This is a genomic window from Streptococcus infantis, from assembly GCF_047463615.1.
GTDB lineage: Bacteria > Bacillota > Bacilli > Lactobacillales > Streptococcaceae > Streptococcus > Streptococcus infantis_X.
In genome coordinates this window covers 1-13,213 of record NZ_JASHDO010000006.1, presented here as the reverse complement: position 1 = coordinate 13,213, position 13,213 = coordinate 1, and the positions used below count along the sequence as shown (strand labels likewise).

The 13,213-nt window shown below is 38.4% G+C and carries 12 protein-coding genes and 1 riboswitch; of the genes, 8 read left to right on the top strand and 4 right to left on the bottom strand.

Going from position 1 to position 13,213, the window contains the following annotated elements; translation table 11 throughout:
* Positions 1-128: 128 nt before the first annotated feature.
* The 4 genes from QM874_RS06515 to trkA form a co-directional block, all read right to left on the bottom strand.
* The gene (locus QM874_RS06515) at positions 129-821 is read right to left on the bottom strand and encodes a lysostaphin resistance A-like protein (RefSeq protein WP_414316691.1); all 693 of its coding nucleotides are present in this window, start codon (positions 819-821) and stop codon (positions 129-131) included.
* Between the two features lie 57 nt (positions 822-878).
* Positions 879-1,511, bottom strand: a complete 633-nt coding sequence (locus tag QM874_RS06510; protein WP_414316690.1) for a hypothetical protein — start codon at positions 1,509-1,511, stop codon at positions 879-881.
* Positions 1,512-1,870: 359 nt separating this feature from the next.
* Positions 1,871-3,310 carry a TrkH family potassium uptake protein gene (locus QM874_RS06505; protein ID WP_414316689.1) on the bottom strand — a complete coding sequence of 480 codons (1,440 nt, stop codon included), beginning with the start codon at positions 3,308-3,310 and terminating at the stop codon, positions 1,871-1,873.
* A 3-nt stretch (positions 3,311-3,313) separates the two neighbouring features.
* Positions 3,314-4,663, bottom strand: a complete 1,350-nt coding sequence (trkA, locus tag QM874_RS06500; RefSeq protein WP_414316688.1) for a Trk system potassium transporter TrkA — start codon at positions 4,661-4,663, stop codon at positions 3,314-3,316.
* 427 nt (positions 4,664-5,090) lie between these two features.
* Between trkA and QM874_RS06495 the strand changes: the two genes are divergently transcribed.
* From QM874_RS06495 to QM874_RS06460, 8 genes are all read left to right on the top strand, one after another.
* Positions 5,091-5,594 (top strand): tRNA (cytidine(34)-2'-O)-methyltransferase, encoded by a 504-nt coding sequence (locus QM874_RS06495; RefSeq protein ID WP_414316687.1) that lies wholly within the window; start codon positions 5,091-5,093, stop codon positions 5,592-5,594.
* A gap of 55 nt (positions 5,595-5,649) precedes the next feature.
* Positions 5,650-5,867, top strand: a riboswitch (FMN riboswitch).
* Between the two features lie 150 nt (positions 5,868-6,017).
* Positions 6,018-6,581: an ECF transporter S component gene (locus tag QM874_RS06490; protein ID WP_414316686.1), complete on the top strand. Its 564-nt coding sequence runs from the start codon at positions 6,018-6,020 to the stop codon at positions 6,579-6,581.
* Positions 6,571-7,221: a phosphatase PAP2 family protein gene (locus tag QM874_RS06485; RefSeq protein ID WP_414316685.1), complete on the top strand. Its 651-nt coding sequence runs from the start codon at positions 6,571-6,573 to the stop codon at positions 7,219-7,221. The genes QM874_RS06490 and QM874_RS06485 overlap by 11 nt, the downstream gene beginning before the upstream one ends.
* Positions 7,222-7,248: 27 nt before the next feature.
* Positions 7,249-7,668, top strand: a complete 420-nt coding sequence (locus QM874_RS06480; RefSeq protein ID WP_414316684.1) for a chromosome partitioning protein ParB — start codon at positions 7,249-7,251, stop codon at positions 7,666-7,668.
* Positions 7,643-8,125: a GNAT family N-acetyltransferase gene (locus tag QM874_RS06475; protein ID WP_414316753.1), complete on the top strand. Its 483-nt coding sequence runs from the start codon at positions 7,643-7,645 to the stop codon at positions 8,123-8,125. The genes QM874_RS06480 and QM874_RS06475 overlap by 26 nt, the downstream gene beginning before the upstream one ends.
* Before the next feature lie 179 nt (positions 8,126-8,304).
* Complete coding sequence (gene rplK, locus QM874_RS06470) at positions 8,305-8,730, top strand: 50S ribosomal protein L11 (protein ID WP_001085804.1); 426 nt, start codon at positions 8,305-8,307, stop codon at positions 8,728-8,730.
* Positions 8,731-8,826: 96 nt separating this feature from the next.
* On the top strand, positions 8,827-9,516 hold the full coding sequence (gene rplA, locus QM874_RS06465) for a 50S ribosomal protein L1 (RefSeq protein ID WP_001085672.1): 690 nt from the start codon (positions 8,827-8,829) through the stop codon (positions 9,514-9,516).
* 1,186 nt (positions 9,517-10,702) lie between these two features.
* Positions 10,703-13,213: YSIRK-type signal peptide-containing protein (locus QM874_RS06460; RefSeq protein ID WP_414316683.1), on the top strand; the 2,511-nt coding region annotated here is incomplete at its 3' end.

Genomic DNA, 13,213 nt, shown 5'->3' with positions numbered 1-13,213 from the left:
ATTTTTTTAAAAAATTTTTTAGAGAAGCTAGATAGAGGTAAATTTTATAAGCTCTAGGAAAATAGAAACAAAAATTCCCTTTGATTGATCTGCAAAAAAAATCAAAGGGAATTGGATATTAGATCTGTTTAGATACCAACATTTTTGAGAAGAATGGTTACGAGAGCAAGCAAGATGAAACTGATGCTATTGAGTACCATATGAACTAAAATGGATAACTCTAGACGTCGTGTGCGATAAGCAGTCCAAGTGAGGACGGCAGACATCCAACCATAAATCAAGAAGGAAGGGAGGTTAGAAGGTCTATGTGCTAGAAGAAAGATTAGCCAACCGATGACATAGCCAAACTTTTCGTAGCCTTGGAAGAGTTTGGTCGGAATAATTCCGCGACAGATGATTTCCTCACAGATAGGTGCGATTAAAACAAGGAGGAAGAAACTACCAATCAGAGTGCTTTCAGAAACAAGGTTGTTAATAATTTGTTGGTTGGAAGTGGTCGTTTGATTAATGAGTTGTAGCCAGATACCTCCCACAAGATTACCGACAAAGATAGTCAAATAACTCAAAACAATACGAGGAACATCACTAATCGTTAAGAGTTTAGGTTTAAATACCAGTAACTTGCTCTTGTGGGCACCGTATAAAAAGATGGCGATGACAAGAATGGAAATAAGGGCTACGATAAGTGATGACCAGATAGGTACAATTTGGGTCCCTTGAAGTAAACCTAAAGTAATCATAGGAATTTGAGAGAGAACGATGGCTACTAACAAGATCCCAAACCAAGCGAGTCGTTTACGAAAATCTTTAAAAAAGTTCATTGATATGTCTCCTAAAAAATTTTATTTAATTATAACATAATTGCTGGATTCTATCTGCTACCATAACAGAAGGGTACAAATGACAAATAGAATATCCCGAATCAAATGGCTGTAAAATGATACATCCTGTCTCAGATTCTTGGGAAATAAAAAACTGAGAAAGAGAGCCCCAAGACCGATGTAAAAAGCGATGGACAAAATGGTGATTGGATTACGTAGGAAGATTAGAATGGAAATAACTAGAATGGAAAAACGTACTTCCTTGCTGCTGGAATTTCTTTGTAATCTTCTCCATTTTTTCAAAGGGAGAAAGGTGACGAGGTCGACTCCAAATAGAAAAAAGAAGGAAGGCAGTATGAGGTCTACGGCTTCTTTTTGAAGTAAGTTAACTGTGACGATACTCTCTGACAGAACAAGTCCAACCCCGCAAAGATTGACAATAACCATCATGCTATACAATAAAAAGATAAAGCGATTGCGATCAAGAATGCTATTTGTAGCCTGGTTGTGACTAGATAAATAATGTATAAAGGCACAAGTTCCGGATAAGGCTAATAAGGCCAGTAAAAAATAAAAGCAGGATTGTTTGAGGGCTAGAGAAGTTCCAGACCAAAAGATGCAACTACAAAGACCAAGTTGGATTAAGGCAAAGAACAAGAGTAGTCGAATTGATTTTGTGACTTTTTCCATAAAGTATCCCCTAGATTTTTTTCTCATTATAGCTCAAAGATAGGATGTGGGGTGATATATTTCCCCAATTGTCAGATTTTAAGGCTGACTTGTCTTTTGATACTCTTCAAAAATCTCTTCAAACCACGTCAGCTTCGCCTTGGATTATATATGTGACTGACTCCGTCAGTCTTATCTACAACCTCAAAGCAGTGCTTTGAGCTGACTTCGTCAGTTCTATCCACAACCTCAAAACAGTGTTTTGAGCAGCCTGCGGCTCGCTTCCTAGTTTGCTCTTTGATTTTCATTGAGTATAAAACTAAAAACTCCCCTTTCAAAGGTTCCTTGAAGAGGGGAGATAGGGTATGAATTTGATTGTTCTATCGTTTAGACCAAGTGCGTTTCATAAAGAGCAAGATGATTGGGTAAATTTCAAGTCGTCCCGCAATCATGGCAAACGATAGCAGAATTTTTGAAAACGGACTAAAGATAGAGAAGCTAGCTGTTGTTCCTAAAATAGGACCGATATTGTTAAAGCAACTGAAAACAGCACTTGTGACAACCATTAAATTATTGGTATCTAAGCTGACGATGAAAATCAAGCTGAGTAGAATCATGATATAAACCACAAAATACTTCAGAATCTTGTGCTGGGTATCCTTATCAATGACTGTTTGATTGACCTGGAGAGTTAACACACGGTGAGGTGATATAGTAGACAAGACTTGATTTTTAGCAATTTTAGATAAGATGACTCCACGGATGACCTTGAGACCACCAGCAGTGGAGCCAGCAGAACCACCGATTGCCATCAGCATTAGTAAGATGTATTGAGAAAACAAGGGCCAGTTCGTGATATCTCCATATCCAAAACCGGTAGTGGTGATGATATTAGATACTTGGAAGAAGGCCATCTCAAAGCTTTGTGAAACTCCGCTATAGAGGTGGAGTGTGTTAAGCGTGATTAAGCCAGTTGATATGGCTACAATCAAGAGATATGCTCGGAGTTCTTCATCAAAAAAGAATTCCTTGATACGACGGAGCATGAGGTAGTAGTAGAGGTTGAAATTGACGCCAAACATCAAAACCCCGATACTTGTCAGATAGGTAATGAGAGAACTGTGATAGTGGGCTATTCCATCATTGTAAACAGTAAAGCCACCAGTACCAGCAGTACCCATAGCGATAACAAAACTATCGTAGAGTGGCATCCCGGCAAGGTAATAAATAACCACAAAGAGTGCAAACATAGCCAAGTAGAGGATATAAAGGATTTGAGCTGTATTTTTTAGTTTAGATACCACCTTACCGAATACTGGTCCTGGAACCTCAGCCTTCATAACTTCTAGGTGACTATTTTTAGCGTTGTCCATAATCGCTAGAGCAAACACAAGCACCCCCATCCCTCCGATGAGGTGGGTAAAACTCCTCCAAAATAGAAGAGAACGGCTTAATACAGAAACGTCATTTAAAATGGTTGCTCCTGTTGTTGTGAAGCCAGAACTAATCTCAAAGAAGGCATCTATGATATTGGGGATTTGTCCAGAAAAGACGAAAGGAAGAGCCCCAAAGAAAGACCAGAGGATCCAGCAGAGAGCAACAATCAATACCCCTTCTTTTGCATAGATACGTTGTTTTTTAGGTTTGCTAATGATGCCGAGAAGACCTAGAACTACAAGTATACCAATAGTAGAAAAAAGAGCTGTGAAAACTTGGCTAGATTCTCGATAATAAAGAGCAATACTAACTGGAACCAAGAGTAGACCAGCTTCGATCAAGAGTAGCTTTGCAAGAAGAAATCGTACCATACTTCTATTCATAGTTTACCTCTCTAACAGATCATAAATCTTGGTGATATTTGATAATAATGTGATGACAACTAACTTATCACCGACTTGAAGGCTATCTTCACCAGTTGGGAAGATGGTTTTCCCATTACGAATAATAGCAGCGATCAACAAATCTTTTTTGAATTTAAGTTGAGACAAAGGTTTGCCAGTCATTTTATTGGCTTCCTTGATGAGGAATTGAAGAGTCTCAAGTTGTCCATTTGCTAGGTGGTGCATAGCTTGAAGATCTGAATATTGGGCATTAGCACGACCGTGGATAAAGTGCATAATGGTATCTACAGCGATGGTTTTTGGTGTGATGATACTAGAAAACTCAGGTGCATGGATAATCTCTAGTAGACTAGTTCGATTAACTTTGGTGATATTTTTCTGAACACCTATACTATCTAAGAACATAGAAGTAATGATATTTTCTTCGTCAACGCCAGTAAGAGTTGCGACAGCATCGTAATGTTGAGCACTTTCCTCTAGGAGAATATCTTTTGCCGTTCCGTCACCTTGGACAATATAGAGTTTGGGATATTTTTGGCTGAAAAATGCTGCGCGATCTGGATTGAGCTCAATGACCTTGGTATCAATACGGCTATCCTTTAAAATGCCAACGAGATAGTAAGCGATTTTTCCAGCACCGACAATGAGTAAGCTTTTAACAACACGAGATTTGACATAGTTATGAAAGAGCATCATGTCAACCCGATCACCTGTAACAAAGATCCGATCCTTGTCTTGGAGGACCATATCTCCACTTGGAATCATGAGCTTATGGTCTCGCTCGATAGCGCAGACGATAACATTGCCAAACTTTTTCCGGAAGTCTGCGATAGACATTTGACAGATATTGCTATCCTTACGGACAACAAATTCCATTAGACTAACCAAACCACCTGCAAAACGCTCAACAGATAGAGCATTTGGGAAATCGATAATATTAGCGATAGCACGAGCTGCAAGGAGTTCAGGATTGACAATCAGAGAGAAACCTAGAATATTTTTTTCTTTGAAATAGGGGTTGGAATATTCAGGATTGCGGACACGAACAATAGTTTCTTTAGCCCCCATTTTTTTAGCCAGAAGAGCTGAAACCATGTTGACTTCATCATACTGAGTCATAGCAATAAAAATATCACAGTCTTGGACATTAGCTGCTTCTAGTATAGCAAAATCAGCTCCATTACCTGCAATTCCCATAATATCAAAACGGCTTGTCATGTAGTTAAGAACGGTTTCGTTCTGTTCAATTAAGACAACATCATGATTGTCAGCGACAAGTGAACGACAAAGGGCAGAACCAACTTTCCCCCCTCCGACAAGAATAATCTTCATGTTATATAACCTACTTTTTCAATATGTATCTATCATACTCTTTTTTAGAATAAAATGCACTCGGCAACCGACCAATTTCCCTACTAAAAAGCAAAGTTTGTCGTTTTCTTTGTTTTACTTGATAAAAACTTGTTGCCCGCAACTGAATAGATGTCTAAAATTATACAATTTCCATACTGTTTTTCTGTGATTTTTTAGTCTGACTGATGCATTTCTACCTTTTGTAAATATGCTTGTAAAAAAAATGAAAAAAATCAAGTCATTTCTATTGACAATCAAGCTGAAAGTGATATACTAAAAAAGTAGTTTCGCTGATTTACTTCAAACCTGTTGTGAGGTAAGTTAACGATGCCTTAACCACACTGTTTGCTGAGCTTGACTCCGGGCAGTGTGGCTATTTTTTTGCATTAGTGAGAGGAAACAAGGCATGACAAATCACATTGTATTATTTGAACCCCAGATACCACAAAACACAGGCAATATTGCGCGTACCTGCGCAGCAACAAATGCGCCCCTTCATATTATCAAACCAATGGGCTTTCCGATTGATGACCGTAAGATGAAGAGAGCTGGTTTGGATTATTGGGACAAACTTGAGATTTATTTCTATGATAGTTTAGATGAATTTATGGAAAAAATGGATGGCCAGGTCTACTTGATTTCTAAGTTTGCAGAAAAGGCCTATTCAGATGCAGACTTTACGACAGAAGGGGATCACTATTTTCTCTTTGGGAGGGAAGATAAGGGCTTGCCTGAAGAATTTATGCGTGAGCATCCAGAAAAGGCTCTCCGCATTCCCATGAATGATGAGCATGTTCGTAGTCTCAATGTTTCCAATACCGTTTGTATGATTGTTTATGAGGCACTCAGACAGCAAAACTTTGCTGGTTTGGAATTGATTCATACCTACGAAACGGATAAGTTGAAATAAAAATAGTTACAACTGACAAAAAGCTTGCAAGCGCAAGTTTTTTTTGTTATCATAAAAGAGTCTTCAGGGCTGGGTGAGATTCCCGACCGGCGGTGACTTTTACTAGCTATTTTGGCTTACTCGTCGTTGTCTTGTCTCGATATACTTAAGTATCATCTTCGACTGCGACGCCTAGATTAATTCAAAATATCTTAGTAAAAGAAGTCCGCGAGCGCAAGCTGATGTGGTGAGATTCCACAACCGACAGTATAGTCTGGATGGGAGAAGACGAAAGGATAGCTTTGTCTATTCTGCTTCATTTTATAGTAAATTAGAACCTCCTGTTTAACAGGATTAGGTTGTTTTTTGAGATAGGGTAAGAGAGTAGATAGAGAGAAACTTTCCAACTTCTTCTGATTTTATAGAAAATTGGAGGAACCTGTTATGACAAACACACGTCGACTTTCGACCATTGCAATTTTATCAGCACTTTCATTTGTGTTGATGTACTTTGACTTTCCGCTTCTACCTGCGGCATCCTTCTTAAGGATTGAGTTCAGTATCTTACCAGTCCTTGTGGGCTTGGTGGTGATGGATTTGCCTGCAGCTTTAGGAGTTATCCTCCTTCGTTCTTTGTTGAAATTAATGTTGAACAATCAAGGAGTCAGCACTTATATCGGCCTACCGATGAATATTGTTGCTTTAGGAGTATTTGTGATTGCTTTTGGTTTGATTTGGAAAAAAGAGCGTACAACCATGCGTTTTGTCCTAGCTTCAGTAGCTGGCACACTTGGTCTAACTTTGGTCATGTTAGTTCTGAACTACGTCTATGCTGTTCCTTTATACGCTAAGTTTGCCAACTTTGATATTGAGAAAATTCTAGGACTGAGCAACTATCTGCTGACTATGGTTTTGCCTTTTAATCTAATCGAAGGCATTATCTTTGCTCTAGCATTTTGGTTGATTTATGTCTTCCTAAAGGTAACTTTAAAACGTTATGAAAGATAAACAAACATATTTAACAAAGGGCTCTTTTGCCCTTTTACTATTTGTAATTTTGGGTTATGTCGTTAAGTTTTATCCAGAACAATTGCAAACATTGGACTCATCAGTTCAAACAGCTATTCGAGGGGATTTACCCGAGAACTTGACTATGATTTTTCGTGGAATCACACGGCTGATTGATTTACCAGTTGTCATCAGTTGGGCTATTATCTTGTCTGCCATATTTTATCTGAAAAAATGGAAGAGCGAAAGCCTCTTGGTAGCTGGGAATCTTAGTCTTGCTGGAATTTTAATTGTGTCTCTAAAACACCTCTATCAACGTCCCCGACCAGATATTTTACATTTAGTGGAAGAAAAGGGCTTTTCTTTCCCGAGTGGCCATTCTCTGGCGGTGACCTTACTCATCGGGTCTTTGATTATTATCCTAAGTCAGAGAGTGAAAAGCACAAGATTGAAACTGCCTCTGCAGAGTTTATTAGGAATTTACCTCGTTAGTGTCCTTGTTTCAAGAGTCTATCTAGGAGTCCACTACCCGTCAGATGTTTTGGCTAGCTTGTGCTTAGGTCTAGGAATCTTATTTATCGAATTTCCTTTTTATGATAAGCTTCGCTTTCAATGGCGCTTTACAGGCAAGCAGAAGTAGGTATTAACCCTTCGTGAGGAAGTAAAAATGAAAGTCAAGATAAAAGATCTTCATCCGAGTCAACTTTACTTATCAGAGAAGAAGTTGCTAGATATTCAGATGCTCTATCAGTCGGAAGAAAAGCCAAGTATTAATCCAATCAGTATTATTGCATTTGGAGATCGCTTGCTAATTACAGACGGGCATCACAGAGCTTATCAGGCATTGTTGCTAGGTCAGGATACGATTTCTGCTGAGTTTGATAAAGATGGTGGTGATGAAATCTATCATCTTTATGCAAAAGCTTGTGAGGAAAGAAAGATATACTCTATTCTGGATTTAAAAAATCATGTCTTATCTCAAGATGAATATGAGGCAAAATGGTATAACTGGTGTGATGGTTTTAATCAAGCAGCGGAGCTAGTATTAGGAGTAGAAAATGATGACAAAAATCATTCAGATAGATGATTCCTTACGTCTAGTTCCCTATTTTTTAGCAGATCATCGTGATGCAGCTTTGGCCTGGTATCAAGATGTGGATTTGGTGGAACTTGTAGACGGTATTAGAATACCTTATAGTTCGGAAAAATTAAATACCATGTATTCCTATTTAGAAAGTAACGGGGATTTGTTCTGGATTGAGTTTCGAGAAAAGGGAGAGTGGCTTCCAATTGGGGATGTAACCTTATCTCAGGAGAATGTTCCTATTGTGATTGGCAATCCAACTTATCGATATCAAGGTCTTGGACGCAAGGTTTTGAAGGTTTTGATTGATCTAGCTCGTCAAAAGGGTTGGAAACAATTGGAAGTTCAAGAAATTTACACTTTCAATCGGATTTCTAGAAGATGTTTTGAGTCCCTTGGTTTTGTAGAAAGTGGTATTACTGAAAATGGAGTGAGTTTTGTACTGACTTTGATTGAATGAATTCACTCCATCGTGGTAGAAGATTCTGAAGATTGATTTCACCAAAAAAGTGTAACAGAAATAAAAATTTCTCTTGCATTTTTTTTAAAATAGTGTATAATAGATGGGTATGTGTAAAACATACTTGTGGGAGGTAAAAATCTTACATTACCGCCAAAACCACAAAGGAGGATTTAAAAATGGCTAAAAAAGTCGAAAAACTTGTAAAATTGCAAATCCCTGCTGGTAAAGCTACACCAGCTCCACCGGTTGGACCTGCTCTTGGTCAAGCTGGTATCAACATCATGGGATTCACAAAAGAGTTCAACGCTCGTACAGCTGATCAAGCTGGTATGATCATTCCAGTTGTTATCTCAGTTTACGAAGATAAATCATTTACTTTCATCACTAAAACACCACCAGCTGCTGTTCTTTTGAAAAAAGCTGCAGGTGTTGAAAAAGGATCAGGTACACCTAACAAAACAAAAGTTGCTTCAGTTACTCGTGCGCAAGTACAAGAAATTGCAGAAACTAAGATGCCAGATTTGAACGCTGCAAACCTTGAGTCTGCAATGCGTATGATCGAAGGTACTGCTCGTTCTATGGGATTCAACGTTGTTGACTAATCAATAACATCCCTATATAACCCGCAAGACTTCATCATTTCGAGAAGTGACGTGGGAGATGAAAATCGATTGAACCACTTACAAGGAGAATAGAAAATGGCTAAAAAAAGCAAACAACTTCGTGCTGCACTTGAGAAAATCGACAGCACAAAAGCGTACAGCGTAGAAGAAGCTGTAGCTCTTGCAAAAGAAACTAACTTTGCAAAATTTGACGCAACTGTAGAAGTTGCTTACAACTTGAACATCGACGTGAAAAAAGCTGACCAACAAATCCGTGGAGCAATGGTATTGCCAAACGGTACTGGTAAAACAGCTCGTGTTCTTGTATTTGCACGTGGTGCAAAAGCTGAAGAAGCAAAAGCTGCTGGTGCAGACTTCGTTGGTGAAGACGACCTTGTTGCTAAAATCAACGATGGTTGGTTGGACTTCGACGTAGTTATCGCTACACCTGACATGATGGCTCTTGTTGGACGTCTTGGACGTGTCCTTGGACCTCGTAACTTGATGCCAAACCCTAAAACTGGTACTGTAACAATGGATGTTGCTAAAGCAGTTGAAGAGTCTAAAGGTGGTAAAATCACTTACCGTGCAGACCGTGCAGGTATCGTACAAGCTATCATCGGTAAAGTTTCATTTGAAGCTGACAAGTTGGTTGAAAACTTCAAAGCATTCAACGAAACAATCCAAAAAGCTAAACCAGCTACTGCTAAAGGTACTTACGTAACAAGCTTGACAATTACAACTACTCAAGGTGTGGGTATCAAGGTTGACGTTAACTCACTTTAATAAGTACAAAATATAATACAAAAAGGTTGAAGACAAGTCTGTCTCAACCTTTTTTTGAGTTTAAAATATTTGCTCTTCTACACAACAAAATTGGCTTCATAATATCTATAGGGAATCTACCGACTACAAATATTATAGTGACTTATAAGTATTATTGAGTCTTTTTAGTATGTAAGTGATAAAGAAGTTATAAAAATTAAATTTTTAATCTGTTTGATCAAAAATTTTGTTGCTGATTTCTAATTGATCTCAAATATCGAAGTTAGAACGCTTATTACAATTGTAAGAATGGATATCTACGAAAGTTAGGGATAGGGCATGATGTCCAGACTCATTTCAAATCCTAATTTTTCAGAGAAACTGATAGTTAATATCAATTTGTACGATCTATCAATTGCAAATCACATTGGATAATTTGTGATTTTATAGAAGAAATCAGCAAACTCTGCTAAGTCTTCTTCAGGAATGTTGAAAAAAGTTAGTCAAGCAAATAATAGTTCTCTGAATAGTGTAGAGCAAAAAATAGCGAATATCAGTTTCAATGCCTAGAATTGTAGTAGGGGGGAAAGATAATTCAATCTGAAAATGAAAAAATGGAGTTTTTGTAATGTTTCAACCTAATCGATAGAGATTGGTATTACTTGCCTGAAGATTTTTAACCGTTCAATAAATATGCAGTCTTTCATTGTTAAAATATACTCAAGTAATTGAAAAGATTGTGAATGAGTAAGCAGATGTTGATGAAAATCTTCCATACTAGTATTATAAATTAAATCTGTCATTATTTCGTTAACAGAAGATTGGATGTCAATATTTGGGAAAGTTGTCCATAATCAATTTAAACCATTTTTTTTGGATTCGTTCTGTACCTCCTGTTTTTTTGTCAAGTGCATGTAATCTAAACAAGTCATGATTCGGAATTACAATTTCCATTCAGAGTAATTGTCCTTATTATTTTGTAGATAAAAGATTGGGCATATAGGTATTTTCTATTATGTATCTAGTATCACATTTATGGTTATGTTATACAAGAAGCAATACTCAAAAGCAAGTATTCGATATTCAAAAAATAAAATATATCTCCATGTTACAAAAAGAGTCAACAATATATGATATTAATGATAAAACTTGATTAATGTCCTAAATTGGTATATACTAAAGTAGAAAAAATATTAAGGAGTAAATGATGAAACATTCACATAAAAAGTCATTTGACTGGTATAGTCTGCAACAACGATATTCTATTCGTAAGTATCACTTTGGTGCAGCAAGTGTCTTGCTCGGGACAGCTTTAGTTTTGGGAGCTGCTGCTAATGCTCAAGCAGTACAAGCAGAAGAACATAATCCAGTAGTTACTAACAGTATTTCTGTTGATATGGTGGAAGAAGCTAATAAACCAGCGGAAGCTTCTACATCTAGCAAAGAAACAACCTATGCAGCTCCTGCAGTTGCTAATCCGGTAGACGTAACTCCAGCTAAACCTGAAGATGCTAAAGCACCGAAAGAAGAAGCTGAAGAAGCGAAAGATAAAAAAGAAGAAACAAATCATCAAGATTCAGTTGATAAGTCAAAATTATTAACGATTCTTTCGCGTGCTAAGAAATTAGAAAGTAAGTTATATACAGAAGCTAGTGTAAATAACTTACAAGCAAGTATCCAAACCGGTCAAATCTTGCTTGGGAAAGCAGATGCAACAGAAGCTGAAGTATCAGCAGCTGAGTCATCTATTCACTCAGCTATCATTGGTTTAGAACTTCGTTCTGAATCAGATAAAAAAACGGTGTCAGAAACTCCTGTAGTGAAGAAAGCTGATTCAGTTGAAGCAAAAGAAGAGATTAAACCATCTGTAACAACTGATCGTTCAGCAGTTGCTAGTGCTGATTTGTCAACTAGCACACCTGCTAAAGTTGAAGTAACTTCAGCTCCAGAAGTAACTAACGAAATCTTGAAACCTGCACTCAGTCTTTCAGATGCTCGTCAAAATCCAGCTATTCGTAAGGAAGATTTGGAAAACGGACGTAGTGGATTCCGTTCGGTTGGTAGTGGATTTAGAGCGGGTGGGCCAGAAAATAAACCAATCTTAAATCCAAACAATACTATTGCATTTTCTGACATCAGTCAGGGATCACATTCATTTCGTGGTATAGGACATTCACGTGGTGGCCAAGAAATCCATTATGATGTAACGACAGTACGTAGTGGTAATAGTGTTAACTTTACAATTAATTATTCTGCGCCAGGAAATCCTAGAGAGTTTGTTAATAACAACTTTATCTTAGATAAGGGAACAGGTTATGGTGAACCTACATCTGCTACTGTTATAACACCAAACTTAAGAAATCAAGTTAAAAACATTAGTAAGGGTGGAAACTTTGTTTCTCATTCAGGCTACAGTTTAGATGCTGCAGTAGAAACAAACAAAAGTCAAACAATTACGTTTAGTTTACCTATAACTAACCCTAACGGAGACTTATCTCTTCGTTTACGTCCAGTTGAATTTAACGTAGACCAAGGTGGTGGTGGATCTGCGACTAGTAATGACCCATATAGTAATTCTAACTATTATTATGAAACGGATCCATTATATCTAGATGCAAATCCTGCTCAACCAAATCCTTCAACGGCAAGTTTTAAAACAAAAGTTGATTTTCAAACACTTTATATACCGACTACTAAATTAGCGGAAGGTGCTATAGAGTTGGTTTCTGAAGGTGAAGAAGGTGAAAAATCTCAAGCATACCGAGTTCATAAATTTGGAGATCAGTATGTTTTAGGTCTTCCTGTAGGAAATCCTACTACAGTAAAAGAAGCCAAACCACGTATAATGAAATACGGTATTGGTAAAATAGCTGCAGTTCAAAATAAAGTGGGAGATACTAATAATATTACATTTTATTTAGATAAAGATGGTGATGGGAACTATAACGCAGAAAAAGATGAACTAATCTTAAACACAGCTATAAAAGATGGCGAAAGAGGATCAGCGGGACCTCAAGGACCAGCGGGACCACAAGGAGCAACTGGGGCACAAGGGCCAGCAGGGCCAGCGGGACCTCAAGGAGCAACTGGAGCCCAAGGACAAAGAGGACCAGCGGGCCCTCAAGGAGCAACTGGAGCCCAAGGACAAAGAGGACCAGCAGGCCCACAAGGACCAGCGGGAGCGCAAGGTCCACAAGGACCAGCAGGTCCAAAAGGTGCGGATGGGAAAACTCCAACAGTAACTATAACTGATGGTCAAAATGGAACACATATATTGACAGTACATAATCCTGACGGTAGTGATGTAACAACAACAATTCGTGACGGACAACAAGGTCCAGTTGGACCAACTGGAGCCCAAGGACAAAGGGGACCAGTGGGCCCTCAAGGACCAACTGGAGCGCAAGGTCCACAAGGGCCAGCGGGCCCAAAAGGTGCAACTGGGGCACAAGGGCCAGCAGGACCAGCAGGAGCTCCAGGACCTCAAGGACCAGCGGGCCCAAAAGGTGCAACTGGGGCACAAGGACCAGCAGGACCAAAAGGTGCGGATGGAAAATCTTTAATCGCTATTAAAAATGGAACTGAAACAAAAATTTATGTAGAGGATCCAGCAAGACCAGGACAACCACTAAATCCAACCCAACCGTTGGCAACAATCACTGATGGAAGAAATGGTGTTAACGGACAATCACCAACAATCACAGCAACTAGAAGTGTG

Coding starts and splice junctions, on each gene's coding strand:
- QM874_RS06515 (WP_414316691.1), bottom strand. CDS start 821: ATGAACTTTTTTAAAGATTTTCGTAAACGACTCGCTTGGTTTGGGATC.
- QM874_RS06510 (WP_414316690.1), bottom strand. CDS start 1,511: ATGGAAAAAGTCACAAAATCAATTCGACTACTCTTGTTCTTTGCCTTA.
- QM874_RS06505 (WP_414316689.1), bottom strand. CDS start 3,310: ATGAATAGAAGTATGGTACGATTTCTTCTTGCAAAGCTACTCTTGATC.
- trkA (WP_414316688.1), bottom strand. CDS start 4,663: ATGAAGATTATTCTTGTCGGAGGGGGGAAAGTTGGTTCTGCCCTTTGT.
- QM874_RS06495 (WP_414316687.1), top strand. CDS start 5,091: ATGACAAATCACATTGTATTATTTGAACCCCAGATACCACAAAACACA.
- QM874_RS06490 (WP_414316686.1), top strand. CDS start 6,018: ATGACAAACACACGTCGACTTTCGACCATTGCAATTTTATCAGCACTT.
- QM874_RS06485 (WP_414316685.1), top strand. CDS start 6,571: ATGAAAGATAAACAAACATATTTAACAAAGGGCTCTTTTGCCCTTTTA.
- QM874_RS06480 (WP_414316684.1), top strand. CDS start 7,249: ATGAAAGTCAAGATAAAAGATCTTCATCCGAGTCAACTTTACTTATCA.
- QM874_RS06475 (WP_414316753.1), top strand. CDS start 7,643: ATGACAAAAATCATTCAGATAGATGATTCCTTACGTCTAGTTCCCTAT.
- rplK (WP_001085804.1), top strand. CDS start 8,305: ATGGCTAAAAAAGTCGAAAAACTTGTAAAATTGCAAATCCCTGCTGGT.
- rplA (WP_001085672.1), top strand. CDS start 8,827: ATGGCTAAAAAAAGCAAACAACTTCGTGCTGCACTTGAGAAAATCGAC.